19 protein-coding genes are annotated in these 21,575 nt (G+C 64.7%); 10 read left to right on the top strand and 9 right to left on the bottom strand.

From position 1 onward, the window contains the following. The first annotated feature begins 15 nt into the window (after positions 1–15). The 7 genes from ACN0S5_RS14630 to ACN0S5_RS14600 all read left to right on the top strand — a co-directional run bounded on the left by ACN0S5_RS14630 (position 16) and on the right by ACN0S5_RS14600 (position 7,109). Complete coding sequence (locus ACN0S5_RS14630) at positions 16–1,560, top strand: putative bifunctional diguanylate cyclase/phosphodiesterase (protein ID WP_417209424.1); 1,545 nt, start codon at positions 16–18, stop codon at positions 1,558–1,560. 181 nt (positions 1,561–1,741) lie between these two features. Continuing rightward, positions 1,742–3,577, top strand: a complete 1,836-nt coding sequence (gene yidC, locus ACN0S5_RS14625) for a membrane protein insertase YidC (RefSeq protein ID WP_417209422.1) — start codon at positions 1,742–1,744, stop codon at positions 3,575–3,577. Beyond that, complete coding sequence (locus tag ACN0S5_RS14620; protein ID WP_417209421.1) at positions 3,574–4,317, top strand: MOSC domain-containing protein; 744 nt, start codon at positions 3,574–3,576, stop codon at positions 4,315–4,317. Before yidC ends, ACN0S5_RS14620 begins: the two co-directional genes overlap by 4 nt. After that, the gene (gene yihA, locus ACN0S5_RS14615; RefSeq protein WP_417209420.1) at positions 4,317–4,967 is read left to right on the top strand and encodes a ribosome biogenesis GTP-binding protein YihA/YsxC; all 651 of its coding nucleotides are present in this window, start codon (positions 4,317–4,319) and stop codon (positions 4,965–4,967) included. The genes ACN0S5_RS14620 and yihA overlap by 1 nt, the downstream gene beginning before the upstream one ends. A 71-nt stretch (positions 4,968–5,038) precedes the next feature. After that, positions 5,039–5,926 carry an acetylglutamate kinase gene (argB, locus tag ACN0S5_RS14610; protein ID WP_417209419.1) on the top strand — a complete coding sequence of 296 codons (888 nt, stop codon included), beginning with the start codon at positions 5,039–5,041 and terminating at the stop codon, positions 5,924–5,926. After that, a complete protein-coding gene (locus ACN0S5_RS14605; RefSeq protein ID WP_417209418.1) occupies positions 5,923–6,597 on the top strand; it encodes a ferredoxin in 675 nt (224 codons plus the stop codon). Before argB ends, ACN0S5_RS14605 begins: the two co-directional genes overlap by 4 nt. After that, positions 6,594–7,109, top strand: coding sequence for a SixA phosphatase family protein (locus ACN0S5_RS14600; protein WP_417209417.1), 516 nt, complete (start codon positions 6,594–6,596; stop codon positions 7,107–7,109). The genes ACN0S5_RS14605 and ACN0S5_RS14600 overlap by 4 nt, the downstream gene beginning before the upstream one ends. A 75-nt stretch (positions 7,110–7,184) precedes the next feature. On the opposite strand, the gene ACN0S5_RS14595 is transcribed toward ACN0S5_RS14600, so the two are convergent. The 7 genes from ACN0S5_RS14595 to ACN0S5_RS14565 all read right to left on the bottom strand — a co-directional run bounded on the left by ACN0S5_RS14595 (position 7,185) and on the right by ACN0S5_RS14565 (position 13,998). Next, on the bottom strand, positions 7,185–8,198 hold the full coding sequence (locus ACN0S5_RS14595) for an amino acid ABC transporter substrate-binding protein (protein ID WP_417209416.1): 1,014 nt from the start codon (positions 8,196–8,198) through the stop codon (positions 7,185–7,187). Between the two features lie 178 nt (positions 8,199–8,376). Continuing rightward, complete coding sequence (locus tag ACN0S5_RS14590) at positions 8,377–9,087, bottom strand: ATP12 family chaperone protein (protein WP_417209414.1); 711 nt, start codon at positions 9,085–9,087, stop codon at positions 8,377–8,379. After that, on the bottom strand, positions 9,084–9,758 hold the full coding sequence (locus ACN0S5_RS14585; RefSeq protein ID WP_417209412.1) for an HAD-IA family hydrolase: 675 nt from the start codon (positions 9,756–9,758) through the stop codon (positions 9,084–9,086). The genes ACN0S5_RS14590 and ACN0S5_RS14585 overlap by 4 nt, the downstream gene beginning before the upstream one ends. Next, entirely contained in the window at positions 9,755–10,801 is a 1,047-nt protein-coding gene (locus ACN0S5_RS14580; protein ID WP_417209410.1) for an RluA family pseudouridine synthase, read from the bottom strand. Before ACN0S5_RS14580 ends, ACN0S5_RS14585 begins: the two co-directional genes overlap by 4 nt. Next, the gene (gene crcB / locus ACN0S5_RS14575) at positions 10,798–11,172 is read right to left on the bottom strand and encodes a fluoride efflux transporter CrcB (RefSeq protein WP_417209408.1); all 375 of its coding nucleotides are present in this window, start codon (positions 11,170–11,172) and stop codon (positions 10,798–10,800) included. Before crcB ends, ACN0S5_RS14580 begins: the two co-directional genes overlap by 4 nt. Positions 11,173–11,290: 118 nt before the next feature. Further along, on the bottom strand, positions 11,291–12,619 hold the full coding sequence (locus ACN0S5_RS14570) for a replication-associated recombination protein A (RefSeq protein WP_417209407.1): 1,329 nt from the start codon (positions 12,617–12,619) through the stop codon (positions 11,291–11,293). Between the two features lie 5 nt (positions 12,620–12,624). Next, a complete protein-coding gene (locus ACN0S5_RS14565) occupies positions 12,625–13,998 on the bottom strand; it encodes a trypsin-like peptidase domain-containing protein (RefSeq protein ID WP_417209406.1) in 1,374 nt (457 codons plus the stop codon). A gap of 117 nt (positions 13,999–14,115) precedes the next feature. Here ACN0S5_RS14565 and ACN0S5_RS14560 point away from each other — a divergent pair, with 117 nt between their 5' ends. The 3 genes from ACN0S5_RS14560 (at position 14,116) to ACN0S5_RS14550 (ending at position 18,525) form a co-directional block, all read left to right on the top strand. Continuing rightward, complete coding sequence (locus tag ACN0S5_RS14560; RefSeq protein WP_417209404.1) at positions 14,116–14,826, top strand: CDP-alcohol phosphatidyltransferase family protein; 711 nt, start codon at positions 14,116–14,118, stop codon at positions 14,824–14,826. A 198-nt stretch (positions 14,827–15,024) separates the two neighbouring features. Then, positions 15,025–15,849, top strand: coding sequence for a transglutaminase-like domain-containing protein (locus tag ACN0S5_RS14555; RefSeq protein WP_417209403.1), 825 nt, complete (start codon positions 15,025–15,027; stop codon positions 15,847–15,849). 237 nt (positions 15,850–16,086) lie between these two features. Next, on the top strand, positions 16,087–18,525 hold the full coding sequence (locus ACN0S5_RS14550) for a DUF4214 domain-containing protein (protein ID WP_417209401.1): 2,439 nt from the start codon (positions 16,087–16,089) through the stop codon (positions 18,523–18,525). A gap of 139 nt (positions 18,526–18,664) precedes the next feature. On the opposite strand, the gene xylA is transcribed toward ACN0S5_RS14550, so the two are convergent. Beyond that, a complete protein-coding gene (gene xylA / locus ACN0S5_RS14545) occupies positions 18,665–19,972 on the bottom strand; it encodes a xylose isomerase (RefSeq protein WP_417209400.1) in 1,308 nt (435 codons plus the stop codon). After that, the gene (gene xylB, locus ACN0S5_RS14540) at positions 19,969–21,420 is read right to left on the bottom strand and encodes a xylulokinase (RefSeq protein ID WP_417209399.1); all 1,452 of its coding nucleotides are present in this window, start codon (positions 21,418–21,420) and stop codon (positions 19,969–19,971) included. Before xylB ends, xylA begins: the two co-directional genes overlap by 4 nt. Positions 21,421–21,575 lie beyond the last annotated feature (155 nt).

The raw sequence follows: 21,575 nt of genomic DNA, 5'->3' as shown, positions 1-21,575 counted from the left end.
AGCAAGGATACGGGCATGTTTGCGTCACTTCGCGCATTTCCAAACAGGCTGCGCGCCTCGGTGCGGCGCGGTTTGCAGGGGCCAGAGGCACTGGCATTTCTTCCGGCCATCGCGCTTGCGGCCTTCTGGCTGGGCGGGGAATCGCTCTTGCTGGTTGTCGCGCTGGGGACACCGGTGCTCTTCCTGCTGGCCGGATTGCCGGGCAGTTCCGCATCCGATCGGCCCCGCGGCGATCAGTCCGACATCGTTGATTCCCTCGCCGCCGCCCGGTTGGTGCAACAGGCGCTGGACCGGGCGCAGGCCGCCAATCTTGCCACGGCCTGCATGGTGATCGAAATCGACGGCCTTGAAGAGATTGCGCGGCAGGCGGACGATCCGACAGTCGACAACCTGCGGGAACTGACGCTGGACCGGTTGCGCAAGACGCTGCGCCGTGACGACATGGCGGTTCGGTTCGGTGAGAATCGCTATCTGGTGCTGCTTGCGCCGTCGCTGCGACTGGATCTGGAGGCGTTGTTGCAGCTTGCCGGACGCCTGCAAAACGCGATTGAGGAACCCACGCCTGTCGACCAGACCATGCGTTACCTGTCCGCCTCCATCGGATTTTGCGGCAGCCTGCGGTTGCGGAACGAAGCAACCGGAAAGCAGTTGATTGAGGCCGCCCAAATCGCGCTGGACGATGCCACCGCCAAAGGCCCGTCCACAATCCGCGCCTGGTCCGAAAACATGCGCCAGACCCATATCGAACAGAAAAACCTGCGCAATGAGGTCGACCGCGCCCTGTCGAACGGACAGATCCAGCCGTGGTTCCAGCCGCAGATCTGCACCTCGACCGGGGCGATCAGCGGGGTCGAGGCGCTGGCGCGGTGGATACATCCCGAACGCGGCATCGTTCCCCCGGCCCAGTTCCTGCGCGTGTTGGAGGATGCTGGACGGATGACCCACCTCAGCGAGGTCATCTTGCAGCATTCGCTGACCGCCCTGCGGAGCTGGGACCAGTCCGGTCTCGACATCCCGCGCGTCAGTGTGAACTTTTCCGATCCGGAACTGCGCGACCCCCGACTGGTCGAGCGCATCCAGTGGGAACTGGACCGCTTTGGCCTGACCGCGGAACGGTTGGGGATCGAGGTTCTGGAAACCGTGATCGCCGGCGCGCCCGAGGGGATTGTGGCCCGCAACATTGTCGAACTGGGTCGGATCGGGTGCCACATCGACCTCGACGATTTTGGCACCGGCCATGCCTCGATCACCTCGCTGCGCCGGTTCAAGGTGCACCGGCTGAAAATCGACCGCAGCTTTGTCACCCGCGTCGACCGCGACGAGGAACAACATCGGATGCTGGCCGCCGTCCTTGGCATGGCCGACCGGCTGGGGCTGGAAACCATCGCCGAGGGCGTCGAGAGCGTTGGCGAACACGCGCTGTTGTCGCAACTGGGCTGCGATCACGTTCAGGGCTTTGGCATTGCCCGACCGATGCCAGCCGACAATCTGGTCGACTGGGCGCATGGCCACGAGGCCCGCATCGCCGAAGCGCAGAGGCTCGGTCGCGGCACCGCCTGACTCCGCATCGCCCCCAAAGACACTCTTTCATGTGCCCGACCACGCCTGACCCGCGTAAAGGCCCCCTTTTCTGTCGGCGCACCTGCGCCACACCGCCTCTGACAGGGGGATTCCGCTTGACCTTTGCAGCGCGGACCGTTTGAACCCAGCGGTGACTTTCAACGGATAGGTGGCCGCCCTCATGGACGATCAGAACAAGAACCTGCTTCTCGCGACAGCGCTCAGCATGGTCGTGATCCTTGTATGGTTCCTCTTGTTTCCGCCACCGGAGCCGGTCGAGGACCCCAACGCGCCGGTCGTGACAGAAACCGACACGCCGCTGTCCCCCGATGGCGTCGCCACGGCCCCGCGCGCCGCACCCGTTGCCGGCGCGACCCCGGTCGCAAAAGATCCCGCCGCCGCCAGCGCCGACACGACAGAGGCACCGCGCCTGCCGCTGGACGCGGCCCGGCTTGAAGGGTCGATCTCTCTTACCGGCGGGCGCATCGACGACCTGCGGCTCAAGGACTACCACAAGGAACTGAGCCCCGAGTCGCCCATCGTCCAGCTGCTTGATCCGGTCGGCAGCACCAATCCTTATTATGCGCTCTTCGGCTGGGCACCCGGCAACGGGCTGGCGTTTGAGGACGTCCCCGGCGCAAACACGCCATGGACGGTCGAGTCCGGCACATCCCTTGGCACCGGCTCGCCTGTGACCCTGCGCTGGGACAGCCCGGCGGGGCTTGTGTTCCGCCGGACAATCTCGGTCGATGAGGACTTCATGTTCTCGGTCACCCAAACGGTGGAAAACGCCGGTGCCGCAACGGTTTCGCTTGCGCCCTATGGTGTGCTGGCCCGCCATGGCGAACCCGGCGACCTGAAGAACTTCTTCGTGCTGTTCGAAGGCGCGCTTCAGATGTCGGATGGCATCCTTGAACAGACCAAGTACAAGAACATCCCCGATCTCGAAGTTGTCCCCGCCGAGGGCACGCAGGCCACGGTTCAGCGCGTTCAGGATACCGGCTGGATCGGGTTCACCGACCACTACTGGATGGCGGCGTTGATCCCCGACGCGGGCACGCCATTCAAATCGGTGGTGAAATACGACGCCCGCCGCGACATCTATCAGACAGAGGCCGTGCTGCCGACCGTTCAGCTGGCCCCCGGTGAGACCCGCGAAGTCAGCTCCAAACTGTTTGCAGGTGCCAAGGAATGGGAAACCATCCGCGCCTATCAGAAGGCCGGAATCGACCGCTTTCTCGACTCCATCGACTGGGGCTGGTTCTTTTTCCTGACCAAGCCGATCTTTGCCGTGCTGCACTGGCTGAACCTGCACATCGGCAACATGGGTCTGGCCATCATCGCCCTGACCCTGCTGCTGAAGGCGGTCCTTTTCCCGCTGGCCTACAAGTCCTACGCCTCGATGGCCAAGATGAAGGAGCTCCAGCCGGAGATGGAAAAGATCAAGGAGCGCGCCGGCGGCGACCGTGAGAAGCTCCAGAAAGAGATGATGGGTCTTTACAAGAAGGAAAAAGTGAACCCGGCCGCGGGCTGTCTGCCGATCCTCCTACAAATCCCGATTTTCTTCAGCCTTTACAAGGTGATCTTTGTCACGCTGGAACTGCGGCACGCCAACTTCTTTGGCCCGTTCAACGACCTGTCCGCGCCTGACCCGACCTCGATCTACAACCTCTTCGGCCTGCTGCCATGGGGCGCGCCCGATCCGCAGTCGATCCTTGCGCTGGTCTTTATCGGCATCCTGCCGCTGCTGCTGGGCATCTCGATGTGGTTGCAGCAAAAGCTGAACCCGGCCCCCGCCGATCCGACGCAACAGATGATCTTTGCCTGGATGCCATGGGTGTTCATGTTCATGCTGGGCGGTTTTGCCAGCGGTCTGGTGGTCTACTGGATCACCAACAACGTGATCACCTTCACGCAGCAGTACCTGATCATGCGCAGCCACGGCTATTCGCCGGACATCATGGGCAACATCAAGGCCAGCGTGAAGAAGAAGGACAAGGAGCAGGTCAAGAAATGACCCGGCAACTGACCGCGATCTGGCGCTTTCCGATCAAAAGCCACGGTCGGGAAGAACTGGATGCGGTCACCTTGACCGAGGGGCAGACCCTGCCTTGGGACCGCCATTGGGCCGTCGCGCATGAGCAATCTCAGGCGGACGGTCGCGAATGGGTGTCCTGCCAGCACTTTTCGCGCGGCTCCAAGGCCCCCGCGCTGGCCGCGATCACGGCGCGCCTTGATGAGGCGACGGAACAAGTCACGCTAAGCCACCCGGATCGCGACGATCTGACATTTCATCCCGACACCGAAGGCGACAGGCTGATCGACTGGGGGCAGGGATTTATCCCCGAGAACCGGGCGCAATCGGTCCGCGTGGTCCGGGGTCAACAGCGCGGCTTTACCGACAGCGACTTTCCGTCGATCACCCTGTGCAACCTGTCCTCGCACCGGGCGGTGGAACAGCGGGTCGGCCATCCGCTGTCGATCCATCGCTGGCGCGGCAACCTCTGGTTCGACGGTGGCGCGCCTTGGGAAGAATTCGACTGGATCGACCGCGAGATCCGCATTGGCGAGGCCGTCCTGATCCCGCGTGAGCGCACCGACAGATGCCTTGCGACCCATAACAACCCGGACACCGGCCAGCGTGATACAAACGTGCTTGGCGCGCTCGACAGTTGGGACCACCGCGACTTTTCGGTCCGGGCAGAGGTCCTGCGCGGCGGCCGGATCACCACCGGCGACAGTATCGAGGTACTCTGATGCAACTGTCTTTCCCCCTGGCCGAAGAGCCCGATGACGAAACCCGCGAGGCCGCGCGCAAATTGTTCGTCGGCGACGTCGATTTCCTCAAAGGCGTTGTCGCCATGGATGGCCTGCCCCCCGATGACAGGGCAGAGGTCTGCTTTGCCGGGCGGTCCAATGTGGGAAAATCCAGCCTGATCAACGCGCTCACCGGGCGCAAGGGGCTGGCCCGCGCGTCCAACACACCGGGCCGCACGCAGGAAATCAACTATTTCACGCTGGGCAGCGAACGCTATCTGGTGGACCTTCCGGGCTATGGCTTTGCCAATGCGCCGGTGGCCGTGGTGGCCAAATGGCAGGCGCTGCTGAAATCCTACCTTGCGGGCCGCGTCAGCCTGCGCCGCGCCTTTGTGCTGGTCGATTTCCGCCACGGAATCAAGGACGTGGACGATGAGATCATGACCCTGCTGGACCGCTCTGCCGTCACCTTTCAGGTGGTTCTGACCAAGGCGGACAAGGTCAAGGCAGAGGAACAGCAAAAGAACCTCGCCCAGGTGCGCGACCGGCTGTCGAAACATCCCGCCGCCTACCCCGAGATCGTGGTGACCAGCAGCGAAAAGGGTGAGGGCATCGCCAGCCTGCGCGCGATCATCGCCTCTCTCGCCTGAACGTCGCCGCCTCTGGTCTTCCACGCGACAAGCGGGCATTCTGCCCTTGCCCGCTCCGTGAAAGACCCGAGATGAGACAACAGAACATGAACAGAGACTGGATCGCCACCGCCCGCACCCTCTCCGAGGCTCTGCCCTACCTACAGCGCTACACCGGCGCGATCGTGGTGGTGAAATTTGGCGGCAACGCCATGGGCGATGATGAGGCCATGGCCGCCTTCGCCCGCGACATCGTGCTGATGCGTCAGGTCGGCGTGAACCCGATTGTGGTCCACGGCGGCGGTCCGATGATCAACGACCTGTTGAAACGTCTGGGCATCGAAAGCCGGTTTGTCCGTGGCAAGCGCGTCACCGACAAGGCCACCGTCGAAGTGGTCGAGATGGTGCTGACCGGCCTCGTGAACAAGCGCATCGTGCAGGCGATCATGGACGAAGGCGGCCGCGCCGTCGGCCTCTCCGGAAAGGACGACGACCTGATGGTCTGTGAACCGGACGATCCCGAACTGGGCTTTGTCGGTCGCCCCATCGAGATGAACGTTCAGGTCCTGCGCGATCTGTTCAAGGCGGGCATCATCCCGGTTGTGGCCCCTGTCGGCACCGGCACCGAAGTCACCGAAACCTACAACGTGAACGGCGACACCGCCGCAGGGGCCATCGCCGGCGCGCTCAAGGCCGACCGCCTGCTGCTGCTCACCGATGTGCAGGGCGTCAAGGGCACGGATGGCAACGTGCTGACCGCCCTGACCCCCGAAGACGTGCGCCGCCTGACCGACGAAGGCGTCATCGCGGGCGGCATGATCCCCAAGACCGAAACCGCGCTGAAGGCCATCGACGCAGGCGTGCGGGCCGTGGTCATCATCGACGGGCGCGTGCAAAATGCCTGCCTGCTGGAACTTTTCACCGAACATGGCTCCGGCTCGATGATCCGCTCGGACAACCGCCCGCCGTTGAAGGAATGATCCCAACCGGGCTGCGCGAGGCCGATCAGGCCGCAGCTTGCGCAGGCCTGCGGGTGCGCGGCGCGCTCCATCCCGGCGCCGACGCCGGTGCGCCCGAGGGCACCGGCACGCTGCTGCTGCTCGGCCCGGACGAACCCGGCTTCTGGCCGCTGTTCGCCTTTAGCCCGGAATACCTCGACGGCGGGCGCGACCCGCTTGACCGCTGGTCAAAGCGGGTCGTCTCCGCCTTGGCCGCCGATTGGGGCGGTACGGCGATTTTCCCCTCTGACGGCCCGCCCTACGCGCCCTTTCTCGCATGGGCGCTGACCTCGGGCCGGGCCTGGTCTTCGCCTGTCGGGATGCTGGTGCACGACGCGGCGGGCCTGTTCATCAGCTACCGCGCGGCGGTCGCCCTGCCCGCCCGCCTGCCCCTGCCGACGACGCCCGCCTCCAAACCCTGCGCCCCCTGCCCGCGCCCCTGTGAGACCGCCTGCCCCGTCGGCGCGCTGGCCGCCGACCAGACCTATGACGTGGCCCGCTGCAAGGCCCATATCGCGAGCGTGGCAGGCACCCCCTGCCGCACGGCAGGCTGCCTCGTACGCCGCGCCTGCCCGGTGGCGCGGGGCTTTTCGCGCCGCCCCGAACAATCCGCCTTCCACATGCGCGCCTTCCTCGGAGATGCCGCCACGTGAAACAGCTCATCCTGATCCGCCACGCGAAATCCGACTGGAGCTTCGACAAACCCGACCAGGACCGCCCCTTGAACAAGCGTGGCCGCCGTGCCGCGCCGGCGATCGGCAACTGGCTGCGGGACCACGGATACCTGCCAGACGAGGTGCTGTGCTCAACCGCGGCCCGTACCCGCGAAACGCTCGCCTTGCTGAACACCCCCGCGCCCACCCGGTTCGAACGCGCGCTGTATCTCGCCGCGCCGGACACCCTGCTGGACGTGCTGCAATCCGCGCAGGGCACGTCGGTCATGATGCTGGCCCACAACCCCGGCATCGCGGGCTTGGCAGAGGCGCTTGTCCAGACCGCTCCGGACCATCCGCGCTTTGCCGCCTACCCGACCTGCGCCACGCTGGTGGCCGGTTTCGACATCGACGACTGGAAAGACCTGCGCCCCGGCACCGGCCATGCCCGCGCCTTTGTCGTGCCGCGCGACCTGACCGACGGACCCGCACCTCGGGCTTCTTCTCTGTAAAAATACGCTGGGGGAGGCGCCGACAGGCGGCGGGGGCAACGCCCCCTTCCCCGGCCTGATCCGCGCGGGGCGGCCTCAGCGAAACGGCGGGCTATACAGCAGCCCGCCATTGGTCCATTGCAGGTTCAGCCCGCGTGACAGGCCGATCGGTGTCGTTTCCCCGATATTGCGGGCAAAGATCTCGCCATAGTTGCCCCCCGCCCGGATCGCCCGCACCGCCCATTGCGGGTCCAGACCCAGCATCTCGCCCATCCGTCCCTCGGTGCCCAGCAGGCGCGCGATTTCCGGGTTGCTGGTGCTTTCCCGCATCTCGTCGATATTGACCGAGGTCACCCCCAGTTCCTCCGCCGAGATCAGCGCGTTCAGAACCCAGCGCACCACGTCGGCCCAGTCGTCATCGCCTTGGCGCACCACCGGACCCAAAGGCTCTTTCGAGATCACGTCGCCCAGCAACAGATGATCCCCCGGTGCCTTGAAGGTCGCCCGGATCGCCGCCAGCGATGAGGCGTCGGCGGTAAAGACCTCACATTCGCCTTCAAGGTAGAGCGTCTGCGCCTGCGCCAGACTGTCGACCTCGACGCGTTCATAGCTGCTGTTGTTGCGGGCGAAATACTCGTCGAGATTCATCTTTGTCTTGGCATCGGGCTGCAAGCAGATGCGCTTGCCGTTCAGCTCGGTCCCCGAGGAGACACCCATCGCCTTGGGCACCATGAACCGCTGCCCGTCGTAGTAGTTGATCCCGGCAAAATCGACCTTCAGCCCGACATCGGTCGCAAAACTCCACGTGGTGTTGCGCACCAGAACATCCAGTTCGCCCGACAACAGCAGCGGAAACCGCGTGGCGTTTGTGGTCTCGACGAAATTCACCGCCGTCGGATCGCCCAGCACCGCCGCGGCCAGCGCGCGGCAGAGATCGACGTCAAAGCCGGTCCATTCGTTGCGTGAATCCAGAGAGGCGAAGCCGATCAGCCCCGCATTGACGCCGCAGGTCAGCTTTTCGCGCTCGCGAACATCCTCCAGCGTGCCAGCCGAGGCCGCACCGGCGGCACAGGCCAGCAAGGTCGCCGCGCAAAGTAGTACCCTCAGCATGCCGTTCTATATCCTTGGATTCGCTTCCTACCAACCGGCACACCAGACCGGGCACACCAAACCAGAGGGGTTCCAGCTCCGCCACCCCTCATGCTGGCACAATTTGGGCGGATTCCCGCCCAAAGGTCAAGCAAGGATGCCAAACGGACGTGCTGGCGGCCCGCCGCACAAACACAGTCTAACCGTCCGACATGGAATGGAAAACCGCCGCGTGCAGAAACTCGCCGCGTTTTCTTTGGGCAACTTTTGCCGCGTCTTCATCGACGCCCCACTGCTCTTCTTGCCATGTCTCGTCGATCCGCGACAGCGCCCATGCCTCTGCCGGATCACAAGCGCCCCGGATCACCGCCAGCGCCAGCACCAGCGATCCCGACATCGACACAAGGTCATGAAAGGCGGCCAGCGCAAAGGCGGACTGTCCATGCACCGGAGCCGTCAGCCGCGCCAGCGCGGCGGGGTCCTGCGGGTGATACATGACCCCGGCCACCGGCCTCAGCCGCGCGTCAAAGGTCGCCTCTGCCCAGTCCAGCAGCGGGTCCCAGCCCTGTTGCTGGCGGTCCACCAGCGCCTCGGGGCTATCGGCGCGGTAACACAGCAGATCGCTGTCGCCATAGGCGGCCAGCATATCCGCCACCGCGGCGTGCTGCGGTGCGACCTTGTCCAGCGCCGAATTGGCCATACGGGTAAAGGGCATTGTGTTCGGATTCACGCGCTCTTGCTGCGCCGCCCATTCGGCGGCAATCTCGCGCGCCAGCGCCTCTGTCGGCACCACCAGCGGCGTCTTGGCCGGAGTCTTGACCCCGCGCCCGTCCAGCGTGACCGCATACCCGGCCTCGGTATCCGCGACCTCGGCATTCTGCCAGAACCGTTTCGGGGCCCATTCGCTCATGGCATCTCTCCCAGCATCGTCTCGATGGTCCGGCCCAGCGCCGCCGCGTCGTCGACGATGTGCTGCGCATCGGCCAGCGCCTCCCGCGGGTGATAGCCCCATGTCACGCCGATCCGCGCGATCCCCGCGGCGCGCGCCATTTCCATGTCATAGCTGGTGTCGCCGATCATCACCGCGTGCTCGGCCTCGACCCCGGCCTCGTCGATGGCGGTGAACAGCATCGCGGGATGCGGTTTTGACGGGTTGTCGTCGGCGCATTGCCGGGTGACAAAGCGTTGCGTCAGCCCGTGGCTTTCCAACAGCGCCGTCAACCCGCGCCGCGACTTGCCCGTGGCGATCCCCAGCACCACATCGTCGCGGGCGGACAGAGCGTCCAGCAGGGCGGGAATGCCGGGATATAGCGGCGAGGCCTCCGGCCCGCCCTTCATGCGCAGATCGGCATAGGCCTCTTTGTAGGCCTCGACCAGCCGGGTCCGCTGCACCGGGCCCAGTTCCGGCGCCAGCGCCGAAAATGCCTGCGGCAGGGACAGTCCGACAATGGCAAGGATCTCTTCGCGCGTGGGCCGGGTCAGCCCTTCAGAGGCAAAGGCCGCGCTCATCGCCCCCAGAATATCGCCCTGACTGTCGACCAGCGTGCCGTCGACGTCAAAGATCACCAGCCGCAGGGTCATTGCAGTTCCTCAAAGGGATCGTCGGCGGCAAAACTTTCTTCCCAGCCCAGCGTGTCCCAGCTGTGCGCCATATGGGTGGGCAGCTTGGCCGTCAGGGCCAGCGGCTTGCCGGTGAAGGGATGTTCAAACCGCATTGACCGCGCATGCAGGTGCAGCTTGCGCGAGATGTCCCCGCCCAGTTGCGCGCCCCAGCCGTCGCCAAGGTTCTCCTGACCCGAACCGCCGTATTTGCCGTCGCCGATGATCGGGTGCCCGATCTCTGCCATGTGGGCGCGCAACTGGTGCGTGCGCCCGGTGATCGGCTCCAGCGCGACCCAGGACGCGCGGCTGGCGACCCGGTAGAGCGTGGCATACAGCGTATGCGCCCGCTTGGCCCCCTCGGTCGTGTTCATGTCGCGCGGGTGGACGCAGAGCATCTTTTCGCCCTCGCCGTGGTGACCGTGACCCGGCGCCTTGACGAGGCCATAGCGGATCTCACCCAGATAGGGCACCGGCACACCGGCGACGAGCGCCCAGTAGATCTTGCGCGTCAGCTTGTGCCGGATCGCGTCGGTCAGCGCCTTGGCCGCCTCGCGCGTGCGGGCCAGCACCAACACGCCCGAGGTATCCTTGTCCAACCGGTGCACAAGGCGCGGTTTTTCGTCATAGCCGAACTTCAGCGCCTCTGACAGGCCGTCGACATGGCGGGTCTGCTTGCTGCCGCCCTGCGTCGCCAGACCGGGCGGCTTGTTGAGGGCGATCAGGTGGTCGTCGCGGTAGATCACGCAAGACCGCATCAGCTCGGCATCCTGATCGGACACCCTGGGCTTGACCGGCGCGCTTTCGACCTCCCCCGGTTCGGGCAGCGGCGGAATGCGCACCTGCTGGCCGACCTCGATGCGGGTCGAGGCCTTGGCCCGCGCGCCATCCACCCGCAACTCTCCCTTGCGGCACATCTTTTCGATGCGGCCCTGGGCGACGTGCGGAAAGTGACGCTTGAACCAGCGGTCAAGGCGCTGGTCACCGTCGCCCGGCCCAACGGTCACGGTCTGAACACGGCTCATGTGGCGACACTCCTTGCAAGGATCAAACCGGCCATAAGGGCGGCGATGGACAGACCGACAGAGGCCGCGACATAGCCCGCCGCAACCCCGACCTGCCCCCGCTCATAAAGCGTGATGGCGTCCAGAGAGAAGGCCGAAAACGTGGTGAAGCCGCCCAAAAGGCCGGTCATCAAGAGCGGCGCAAAACGGTTGGCGTTCAGATGCAGCAGCGCCACGACAAGCACCCCCATAAGGAAAGACCCAAGGATATTCACCGTCAACGTGCCCCAGGGAAATCCCTTGCCCAGCAGGCGTGCGGTCGCGATCCCGGTCATGTAGCGGGCGGATGCGCCAAGAGCGCCGCCAAGGGCGACTTGCAGAATGGGTGTCATGCGCGCGGACATGGCGGTGCGGGGTGCGGAAGTCAAGCGGCCTGCGGTTTCGCAAGGGCGGATGGGGGCGCTGCCCCCAAACCCCCGGGTGTATTTGGACAAAGAAGAAGCCCGGCGGTCAGTCCTTGGTCCGCTGGGCGCGCAGGCGGGCGAAATAGTCGACACGCTTGCGCAGGTCCCGTTCAAACCCGCGTTCAACCGGTTCGTAGAAGGCGGCGCGCTCCATCCCGTCGGGGAAATAGTCCTGACCGGAGAACCCGTCTTCGGCGTCGTGGTCATAGGCGTAGCCCTTGCCATAGCCCTGATCCTTCATCAGCGAGGTGGGCGCGTTCAGGATATGTTTGGGGGGCATCAGGCTGCCGGTTTCTTTGGCCGCGCGGCGCGCTGCCTTGTAGGCGGTATAGGCGGCGTTCGATTTCGGGGCGAGCGCGATGTAGACCAGCGCCTGCGCGATGGCCAGTTCCCCCTCGGGAGAGCCGAGCCGTTCATAGGTTTCCCAGCTTTGCAGGCAGACCGCCTGCGCCTGCGGATCGGCCAGCCCGATATCCTCGACCGCCATGCGGGTGATGCGGCGGGCGAGGTAGCGCGGGTCTTCGCCCGCCTCCAGCATCCGGGCGTACCAGTAGAGCGCCGCGTCGGGGTCCGACCCGCGCACCGATTTGTGCAGCGCCGAGATCAGGTTGTAGTGGCCATCGCCGGATTTGTCGTAGACGGCGGCGCGTTTCATCAGCCGGGTTTTCAGGCCGTTGACGTCCAGCGGCGCGTCCAGCCGCCAAGACGTGACCTGTTCCACAAGGTTCAAGAGCGCCCGCCCGTCACCGTCCGCCATGTCCAGCAGCGCGGCGCGCGCGCCCGGTTCCAAAGGCAGGGCGCGGTCCAGCGCGGCCTCGGCCCTTGTCACCAGCGCCTCCAGATCCTCCTGCCCCAGCCGTTCCAGCACCAGCACCTGCGCGCGGCTGAGCAAAGCGGCGTTCAGTTCAAACGAGGGGTTTTCCGTGGTCGCGCCCACCAGCAGGATTGTCCCGTCCTCCATATGCGGCAGAAAGCTGTCCTGCTGGGCCTTGTTGAAGCGGTGGATTTCGTCGACGAACAGCAGCGTGCCCTGCCCGGTGCGGCGGCGCAGCTTGGCCGCCTCGAACACCTTGCGCAGTTCCGGCACGCCGGAAAAGATCGCGCTGATCTGGACAAAATGCAGGTCGGTGGCATCGGCCAGCAGCCGCGCGATGGTGGTCTTGCCCACCCCCGGCGGCCCCCAGAACACGATTGATCCCAACGTGCCCGCCGCCAGCATCACGCCCAGCGGGGCCTCTGGTCCCAGCACCTGACGCTGGCCGATCACCTCGTCCAGCGTCTGCGGGCGCAAGCGGTCGGCCAAGGGGCGCGGCGCCTTGTCGGCCCGCGCCTGAGTCTCGGGCGCGCTGCCCGCTGTATCGAAGAGATCGGCCAACCCGTTCAGGCCCGGAATCGCAGCAGCAGGCGGCGATTGCCGCGCTGAACCTCGATCTGCACCCGACCGCCGCCGCCGCGCAGCATCTGGCCGACATCGCGCGGCGCGTCGATCCGGCGACCGTTGATGCCCACGATCCGGTCACCGGTTTGCAGTCCGACCTGAGTGCCGTAGGGGCCGGGGTCCAGCACCACCACGCCCTCGGCGTCATGGGGCAGGCCCAGTTCCGCGATCACCGCCGGGTTTGCCCGCGCCACCCGCAGGCCGGGCAGCGTGTTCAGCTCTCCCAGATTGACGGTGTCGCGGGGCGGCGAGTCAGGCGGCGCGATCATGTCGACCAGCGCGATCTTTTCCTGTCCCTGCCGGACATAGATCACCTCTGCCGCACGACCGATCCCGCGCACCGACATGCGGAACAGCATCTCGGCGGGGGTGTTGACCGGCGCGCGGTCGACCCGCACCACCACGTCGCCCACCCGCAGGCCCGCCGAGTCAAAGGGGCTGCCGGGGCGCAGTTCCGCAATCACCACACCGCCCGGCACCGTCAGGCCAAGACTGTCGGACAGTTCCGCGTTCACCGGCTGGCCAACCATACCCGCCCAAGGCCGTTGAAACCGGCGGTGCCCGTCCTGCGCCTGCTCCAGAAACTGCGCCACCAGCGCCGACGGGATGGCAAAGCCGATGCCGTTCGAGCCACCGGAGCGGGTCAGGATCGAGGTATTCACCCCGATCAGCCGCCCCGCCACGTCGATCAGCGCGCCGCCAGAGTTGCCGGGGTTGATCGGCGCGTCGGTCTGGATGAAATAGCCGCGCGCATTGCCGGTGGCGGTGCCGGACCGCGCCAGCCCCGACACGATCCCCGACGACACGGTCTGCCCCACCCCGAAAGGGTTGCCGATGGCCAGCACCAGTTCGCCCACCTCAACCGTATCGCTGTCGCGCAGCGTCAGGTGCGGCATGTCGCTGGCCCCCGCCAGCCGCATGATGGCAAGATCCGATTCCTCATCCGCCAGCAGGACCTCGGCGTCGTATTCGCGCCGGTCGTTCAGCACGACGTGGATATCGGTCGCCTGCCCGACAACATGATAGTTCGTCACCACGATCCCGTCCTCTGACAGGATCACCCCCGACCCCAGAGAGTTCTGCACCCGCGGGCGCGACTGGAACTCGCGGAAGAGATTGCCAAAGACCGGATCGTCGGCAAAGGGGCTGCGCGCATCGACGATGCGACGGGCATAGATATTGACCACGCCGGGGGCGGCCTGTTTCACCAGCGGCGCGAAACTCAGGGAAATCTCGGCCGGGCTTTGCGGGATGCGCGGTTCCTCGGCCCCCGCCGGCAGGGCCAGCAGAATGAAACAAACAAATGCTCTGAACATCAAATCTCTCCGACTGTCTCCGGACCCCTAGGATATGTCCCCCGCCCCCGCACGATGCAAGCCACACCGCGCGCCGGGACAATTGCAACCCTCGCGCATTTGCGCCATGACGGTTGCATGACGCCACGTATCAAACCCGAAACAAGTGCCCTTTCCGTTCACTTGCTGACTGCGACCGGAGCGGTTTTTGCCATGCTCGCCATGCTGGCCGCGGTGCAAGAGAAATGGTCGCTGATGTTTCTGTGGCTGGTGGTGGCCTTTGCGGTGGACGGGATCGACGGGCCGCTGGCGCGCAAATTCGACGTCAAGACCCATGCGCCGCGCTTTGACGGGGTGCTGCTGGACCTGATCATCGACTATCTCACCTATGTCTTTATCCCGGCCTTTGCGCTGTTTCAGTCCGGCCTGTTGCCGGGCTGGACCGGCTGGTTTGCGATCATCCTCATCACCTTTTCCAGCGCGATGTATTTCGCCGACAACCGGATGAAGACGGCGGACAATTCCTTTCAGGGGTTTCCGGGGTGCTGGAACATGCTGGTGTTGGTGCTGTTCGCCATCGAACCGGGGTTCTGGGTGATCCTTGTGCTGGTCACGCTGCTGGCCGTGGCGATGTTCCTGCCGCTGAAGTTCATTCACCCGGTCCGGACAGAGCGGTGGCGTCCGGTGTCGCTGCCGGTGGCGCTGGCCTGGACCATCTTTGCCGGGTGGGCGGCCTGGGTGAATTTCCATCCCGCCAGCTGGGCGCATTGGGGGCTGCTGGTCACTTCGGTCTACCTGTTGTTCGCGGGCATCGCGCAACAAATCATCCCGGCACAGCGCCAGACCTGAGATATGCCCGCCCCCCCGCGCGCGCCGCGTCAGGGCACAGTTTTCCAGCATTATCCGACGATTACCCCGCGATCTGCGCCCTTTGCCTTTTCGCGGCGGCCGAATAGTGTTTGGATGACCGTACCGTAACCGCGCCCGGACATTCTGCCACTCGGCGGGACCCAGAGGCCGAACCGACCACAGATCGGACGTGACGCCATGCGTATCAGACTAGGATGCCGGATTTCCTTCGAGGTGGCGGCACCGACGCCGATGATCTTTCTGCTCAACGTCCATTATTCGCGCGCCAGCGATCTGGAGCGGCCCGACCTGCTGCGCACCGATCCCGCCGTCCCGATCGAGGCATACCGCGATGTGTTCGGCAACTGGTGCTCGCGGATTGTCGCCCCGCCGGGCCAGATGACCGTTTCGACCGATGGCACCCTGCTGGACGCGGGCCTGTCCGATCCGGTGGGCCTGGACGCGCCCCAGATCCCGGTTGAACAGCTGCCCGGTGAGGATCTCGGCTTTCTGCTGCCCAGCCGCTATTGCGAAAGCGACGTGCTGTCGGAGTTTGCCTGGGACAGGTTCGGCCAGACGCCGCCCGGCTGGGCGCGGGTGCAGGCGGTCTGCGACTTTGTCCACGGCCATATCCGGTTCGGCTATGAACACTCGCGCCCCACCCGCACCGCTGTCGAGGCGCTGAACGAAGGGGTCGGCGTGTGCCGGGATTTCACCCATCTGGCGGTTGCGCTGTGCCGGGCGCTGAACATTCCCACGCGCTATTGCACCGGCTACGTCAGCGACATCGGCCTGCCCGAACAGATCCGCCCGATGGATTTCGCCGCCTGGATGGAGGTCTACCTTGGCGGCCAGTGGTGGACATTCGACCCGCGCAACAACGACACCCGCTTTGGCCGCGTGCTGGTCGCGCGCGGCTGTGATGCGGCGGATGTGCCCATGGTCCACAGCTTTGGGCGGCATGACCTGACCGGGTTCGAAGTCTGGATAGACCAGATCGACGAGGGCGCAGAGCCGGGCTGACAATACGGCCGGACAGAAACACGATCCCATGGCGACAGCGGGCATCCCTCCTGCAACCCTCAGATTTTCCGCAGTATGAAAGAGGCCCACACCAAACCATCCGGTCCGCGTTTCCGACCGGACGGACGGGCACGGTTGACGAACTGCGGCGCCTGACGCTTATTTGAGCCAAAGAGACCGCATTCACCCGTGATAACCGATTTTCAGCCTCTCGTATCGGACACCAAGGACAGTTTTATGGCAGTTCCCACGACTCGCTTTCTTGTCGCCAACGGTAGCAATGAACAGTCGCTTGCATTACCCGACGGGGACTTGCCCAATGCCCTGACCACACCGGTCCTGCTTCCCACTCCGCTTCCGGGGCAGGCCGTGACATTTTCCGGCGGGCTCAGCTTTGAACGCGACTGGTACGATATGGTGGCGGTCAACTTGATTGGCGGGCGAGAGTACAATTTCCGGTCAGAACTGACAGGCTCGACTCAAACTTATGGACGGTTCGAGATCGTCAATTCCAGCGGCAGAACGCTCTACTCGCACACCGGTAACGAAGACGGTACAGATTTCACACCTGTAACGAGTGGCACGTATTATCTGCGGATGTCCAATACGACGGGCACCGGATATAAACTCACCGGCGTGGATGTGACTGTTTTCGAAACAGACCTGACCTTCGTCGACATCGAGGCCGTTTTCGGAAGATCCTCGTATTTCCGCGACCTTCCACCCAGCTACCATGACCCCGTTCAGGTAGGCACGATCTACGACGGTGGAAGCTTTGGCTTTGATGCGGTCATTGGCAATATCGGGAAATTTGGCGCAGGTCGTTTTGCCATCGACTTTTACTTGTCCTCCGATACCACGATCTCAGAAGCTGATACCCTGGCCTTCAGCCATAACGTCAACATCGGGATTGCCGTCGATCACCAGCTTCGGATCATTGTGGACAACGCGACCTTCGACAGAGAGGCGCTGGGGCTCGAACCGGGCCGTTACTATCTGGGTGCGATTGTCCGGCCCGTTTCGGGATATCCGGACGAAAATCTGTCAAACAACACCTCTCGGGTTGTCGAGGTCTACCTTGACGAACCGCCGGTGGTCGATTTCGCAGGGCGTCTTGAGTTGCTGGACGAAACCGAACCCGGTGTTGTTTCACTGACCGCTTGGGTGTCGATGGTCGATGTCGATTGGGACACGGTTCCAACTAGTTATTTGCACAAAGTCCGGGCCCCTATCGGGACCACCGGCAATTTGTACGTGTCCGGCGACCAGATGCTCGACTCCGCCGATCTCTTCCTTGCGACATGGTCAACGCCCGGTTTCGACTGGGGCGGTGCCGGGCAAGGCTCGACAGGCGGCCCCTTGGTCCAGGTGGACCTGAACAACCTGTATTTTGCCGGTGAGCAGGCGTTTTTGTTTCAGCGTCTCGATCCTTCGCCCGGTGAACGGGTGCTGCACAACAATGTGTCGGACGCGGTCCCGTTCACGCCGTTGCATGCGTTTCCCGAAGGACCGGTTGTTGCCAGCGATGCGGCGGACATCGTTCTGGGAACGCCCGCCGCCGATATCCTTGTCGGTGCCCAAGGCGCGGACACGGTGATCGGGTCGGGCGGCCATGACCTGCTGTACGGGGACGGGCGCACGCTGGTGCACACCCAGGTGTCGGCCCAGATTTACCGCCTGTACGCCGCCGTTTTCGGGCGCGAACCGGATTGGAACGGGCATCAGTCATGGGCAGAACGGCTGACGCAAGCCGAGATCACGTTGCTTCGGGCGGCCTCTGATTTCGTCGCCTCGCCGGAGTTTCAGGAAACCTACGGCGACACGACAAATGCCGAGTTCGTCACCCTGCTTTATCTCAACGTCCTGAACCGCGCACCGGACCAGATCGGCCTCGACGGATGGATCGCGGCGCTTCAGGACGGGATGAGCCGCGCACAGGTGGTCCTGCACTTCGCCGAAAGCCCCGAGCACGTCACCCGCAGCGCCGCCGCGCAGACAGGATACGACATCGCCCACACCGCCAACGGCTGGACCGACGAGGTCTATCGCCTCTATCTCGCCATTCTGGACCGTGAACCCGACACCGGCGGGTTGCTGGGCTGGATCGACGGTCTTGCGCGCGGCGCGCTCAGCCTTGACGATGTCATTGAACGGTTCATGGCTTCGCCGGAATTCCAGCGGGTCTACGGCGCGACGACCGACCAGCAGTTTGTCACGCTGCTCTATGACAACGTGCTGGGGCGGGGGCCCGACCCGAACGGGCTGCAAGGCTGGCTAGAGGCGCTGGACGGGGGCATGACCCGCGAGAAACTGGTGCGCTTCTTCGTGGACTCGCGCGAATTCATCGCCGCCACGGCGGATGATCTGCGCGCCTTCATCGACGCGGTCGGTCCGCATGACCAGATCCGCATAGGCCCCGGCGACGCGGTTGTCGCCGGGGGTCTGTTTTCCGACAGTTTCATCTTTCTCGATGACGGTCAGGCCAGCACAGTCACCGTGACCGACCTTGAACTCTGGGACAGGCTGGATTTCAGCGCCTTCGGCCAAAGCCCCGCCCAGATTCTGGATGCGATGGAACAGCAGGGCGCGGACGTTGTCCTGACGCTGGGAGCAGAGACCGTGATCTTTGCGAATACCGATCTGGATGCCGTCACCGAAGACATGATCCTGACATGATCCTGATCGCCTGACACCGGAAAGGCGCGGGGGCAAAGGTTGACGATTGGTAAATTCGCCTCTGTAACCTATTGATCTTGCATACCCGCTGGCCTGTCCACGCGTGGACAGGCCATTTTCCCCCTCCATCGGGCCAGCCTCAGACGAACCGGTTCACCCAGTTTTCCAGCCGTTCCTGCCGCCCGGATCGAGGCTCTGGATTGATGCCCTCGGCCAGCACGCGTGCCTGTATCGCGCCCAGATCGCTTTGCAACATCGCCTGCGCACCCGGCGCGTTCCACCCCGCATACCTGTCGGCCAGCGCCGTCTCCAGCCCGCCATCCTCCAGCATCGCCGCCGCCGCCTTCAGGCCGCGCGCGCAGACATCCATTCCGCCGATGTGGGCGGCGATCAGATCCTCGGCGTCCAGCGACTGCCGCCGCAGCTTGGCGTCGAAATTGGTGCCGCCGGTGGTGAACCCACCCATCTTGAGCACGTGAAAATAGGCCAACGCCACCTCTGGCACGTTGTTGGGGAACTGGTCCGTATCCCAGCCGGATTGATAGTCGTTCCGATTCATGTCGATCGACCCCAGCATCCCCTCCGAGGCCGCCAGCGCCAGCTCATGCTCGAACGAATGCCCGGCAAGGATCGCGTGCCCCTGTTCGAGGTTCAGCTTGATCTCACCTTCCAGACCGTATTTGCGCAGAAAGCCGATGCAGGTCGCCACGTCATAGTCATACTGGTGCTTCGACGGTTCCTGCGGCTTAGGCTCCAGCAGGATCGCGCCCTTGAATCCGATCTTGTGTTTGTAATCGACCACCATCGACAGGAACCGCGCCATATTGTCGGCCTCGCGCCCCAAGTCAGTGTTCAGCAGCGTCTCATAGCCCTCGCGCCCGCCCCACAGGACGTAGTTCTGACCGCCCAGCTTTTGCGTCGCGTCGATGCAGCCCTTTACGGTGGCGGCGGCAAAGGCGAACACCTCCGGGTCGGGGTTTGTCGCCGCGCCCGACATGAACCGCCGGTGCGAGAACAGGTTGGCCGTGCCCCAGAGCAGCCGCGCCTTTGCCCCCTCCTGCTTGGTGCCGATATAGTCGGTGATCTCTTCCAGCGTTGACAGGTTGTCGGCGTAGTTGCCCTGTTCGGGCCGGATATCGGCGTCGTGCCAGCAATAGAACGGCTGGCCCAGCAGTTCGAACATCTCGAACGCCACATCGGCCTTCAGTTTCGCGCGGCCCATGTCATCCTGCGGGTGCCACGGACGGACAAAGGTTTGCCCGCCAAAGGGATCGCCGCCTTCCCATGCAAAGGAATGCCACCATGCCACGGCAAAGCGCAGGTGGTCCTCCATGCGTTTGCCCATGACCATCTCATCGGGGTTGTAGTGGCGATAGGCCAGCGGGGTGTCGCTGTCCGGTCCCTCATAGCGGATCGGCGCGATGCCGTCGAAAAATCCCGTGCTCATGTCAGCCCTCTTACTGCTGGATATATCTGCCGCCATGACGCGTAGGCCGCGTCATAATCCGCTGTCAGCGCCGTGTTCGGCGCAATGGTCTCGCGGATTGGCGGCGGCGCCATGACCGCATCGACGCTGCCCGCGCCCGCGCCCACCATGGCCAGCCGGGCCGCGCCCAGCGCCGCGCCAAAATCGCCCTTTTCGGGCAAGGCCAAAGGCACGCCCAGCACCGTGGCCAGCAGTTCGACCCAATAACGCGACTGCGCGCCGCCGCCGATGGCCAGCATCCGGTCCAGACGCGCGCCCGACGCCTTCAGCGCCTCGGCGCAATCGCGCAGGGCAAAGGCCACGCCCTCCATCACCGCGCGCGTCATGTCGCGCCGCTCCGTCCCGACCCCGATGTTCAGAAACCCGCCCCGAATGTCGGAGTCGTTGTGCGGCGTGCGTTCGCCCGACAGATAGGGCAGGAACCGCAGGTCCCCCGGCCCGTCCAGCGTGTCCCCAACCTCTTGCGACAACTCCGCCGGTGAGGCCCCCGTCACCCGCGACAGCCAGTTCAGACTGTCCGTCGCGGCCAGAATTACCCCCATCTGATACCATTGCCCCGGCACCGCGTGGCAAAACGTATGCACCGCACTTTCGGGCAAGGGCGCATAGCCGTCGCGCCCCGCCAAAACCACGCCGGAGGTGCCCAGAGACACAAACCCCGTGCCCTCACGCATCGCGCCCACCCCGCAGGCAGAGGCGGCATTGTCCCCGGCCCCGCCGACCACGATCACCTCTCCGGATATACCCCAGCGCGCCGCCAGATCGGGCCGCAGCGTGCCGCCCGCCTCAGATCCCTCGACCAGACGCGGCATCTGATCCACCCGCATCCCCGACACCTCCAGCAAACGCGCCGACCAGTCGCGCGCGCCCACGTCCAGCCATGCGGTGCCCGCACTGTCGGACATGTCGGCAAACCGCGCGCCGGTCAGGTGAAAGTTCATGTAGGCGGCCGGCAACAGGACAGAGGTGACACGGGCGAACACCTCCGGCTCATGCCGCGCGACCCACAGCAGCTTGGGCGCGGTAAAGCCGGGAAAGACGATATTGCCCGACAGGGCGCGCACCCCGTCCGCCGCGTCCAGTTCCGCCGCCTCGACCGCGCTGCGGGTGTCGTTCCACAGGATGCAGGGCCGCAGCACAGCACCGCTGTCGTCCAGCAAAGTCGCCCCATGCATATGCCCCGACACACCGATGCCACGCACCTGTGCCATCGCCTGCGGATGCGCGGCGGCCAGTTCCACCAGCGCGGCGTCCACCGCCGCCACCCAATCCGCCGGGTCCTGCTCGGACCAGCCGGGATGCGGATGGACCGGCGCATAGGCCCGCTGCGCGCTGCCCAGCGGCACGCCCGCGCCATCGACCAGCAGGGCGCGCAGCCCCGAAGTCCCCAGATCCAGACCGACAAACATGGTTTTCCCTCCCGTGTTGGGTTTCACGAAAACCAACATGCGGGCAGAGTGTCAAATCACCGGCATGAAAAAACCCGCAACCTTGCATCGTTGCAAGCGCTGCGGGCCTGTTTCAGAATTCTGAGAGATTTCCCTCATCGCGCGCCGGTTCCCAG

Origin of the sequence: Antarctobacter sp. (assembly GCF_048262615.1) — a bacterium.
Classification (GTDB): Bacteria; Pseudomonadota; Alphaproteobacteria; order Rhodobacterales; family Rhodobacteraceae; genus Antarctobacter.
This window is presented reverse-complemented; position numbering and strand designations above follow the sequence as displayed.

Coding starts and splice junctions, on each gene's coding strand:
- ACN0S5_RS14630 (WP_417209424.1), top strand. CDS start 16: ATGTTTGCGTCACTTCGCGCATTTCCAAACAGGCTGCGCGCCTCGGTG.
- yidC (WP_417209422.1), top strand. CDS start 1,742: ATGGACGATCAGAACAAGAACCTGCTTCTCGCGACAGCGCTCAGCATG.
- ACN0S5_RS14620 (WP_417209421.1), top strand. CDS start 3,574: ATGACCCGGCAACTGACCGCGATCTGGCGCTTTCCGATCAAAAGCCAC.
- yihA (WP_417209420.1), top strand. CDS start 4,317: ATGCAACTGTCTTTCCCCCTGGCCGAAGAGCCCGATGACGAAACCCGC.
- argB (WP_417209419.1), top strand. CDS start 5,039: ATGAGACAACAGAACATGAACAGAGACTGGATCGCCACCGCCCGCACC.
- ACN0S5_RS14605 (WP_417209418.1), top strand. CDS start 5,923: ATGATCCCAACCGGGCTGCGCGAGGCCGATCAGGCCGCAGCTTGCGCA.
- ACN0S5_RS14595 (WP_417209416.1), bottom strand. CDS start 8,198: ATGCTGAGGGTACTACTTTGCGCGGCGACCTTGCTGGCCTGTGCCGCC.
- ACN0S5_RS14590 (WP_417209414.1), bottom strand. CDS start 9,087: ATGAGCGAATGGGCCCCGAAACGGTTCTGGCAGAATGCCGAGGTCGCG.
- ACN0S5_RS14585 (WP_417209412.1), bottom strand. CDS start 9,758: ATGACCCTGCGGCTGGTGATCTTTGACGTCGACGGCACGCTGGTCGAC.
- ACN0S5_RS14580 (WP_417209410.1), bottom strand. CDS start 10,801: ATGAGCCGTGTTCAGACCGTGACCGTTGGGCCGGGCGACGGTGACCAG.
- crcB (WP_417209408.1), bottom strand. CDS start 11,172: ATGACACCCATTCTGCAAGTCGCCCTTGGCGGCGCTCTTGGCGCATCC.
- ACN0S5_RS14565 (WP_417209406.1), bottom strand. CDS start 13,998: ATGTTCAGAGCATTTGTTTGTTTCATTCTGCTGGCCCTGCCGGCGGGG.
- ACN0S5_RS14560 (WP_417209404.1), top strand. CDS start 14,116: ATGACGCCACGTATCAAACCCGAAACAAGTGCCCTTTCCGTTCACTTG.
- ACN0S5_RS14555 (WP_417209403.1), top strand. CDS start 15,025: ATGCGTATCAGACTAGGATGCCGGATTTCCTTCGAGGTGGCGGCACCG.
- ACN0S5_RS14550 (WP_417209401.1), top strand. CDS start 16,087: ATGGCAGTTCCCACGACTCGCTTTCTTGTCGCCAACGGTAGCAATGAA.
- xylA (WP_417209400.1), bottom strand. CDS start 19,972: ATGAGCACGGGATTTTTCGACGGCATCGCGCCGATCCGCTATGAGGGA.
- xylB (WP_417209399.1), bottom strand. CDS start 21,420: ATGTTTGTCGGTCTGGATCTGGGGACTTCGGGGCTGCGCGCCCTGCTG.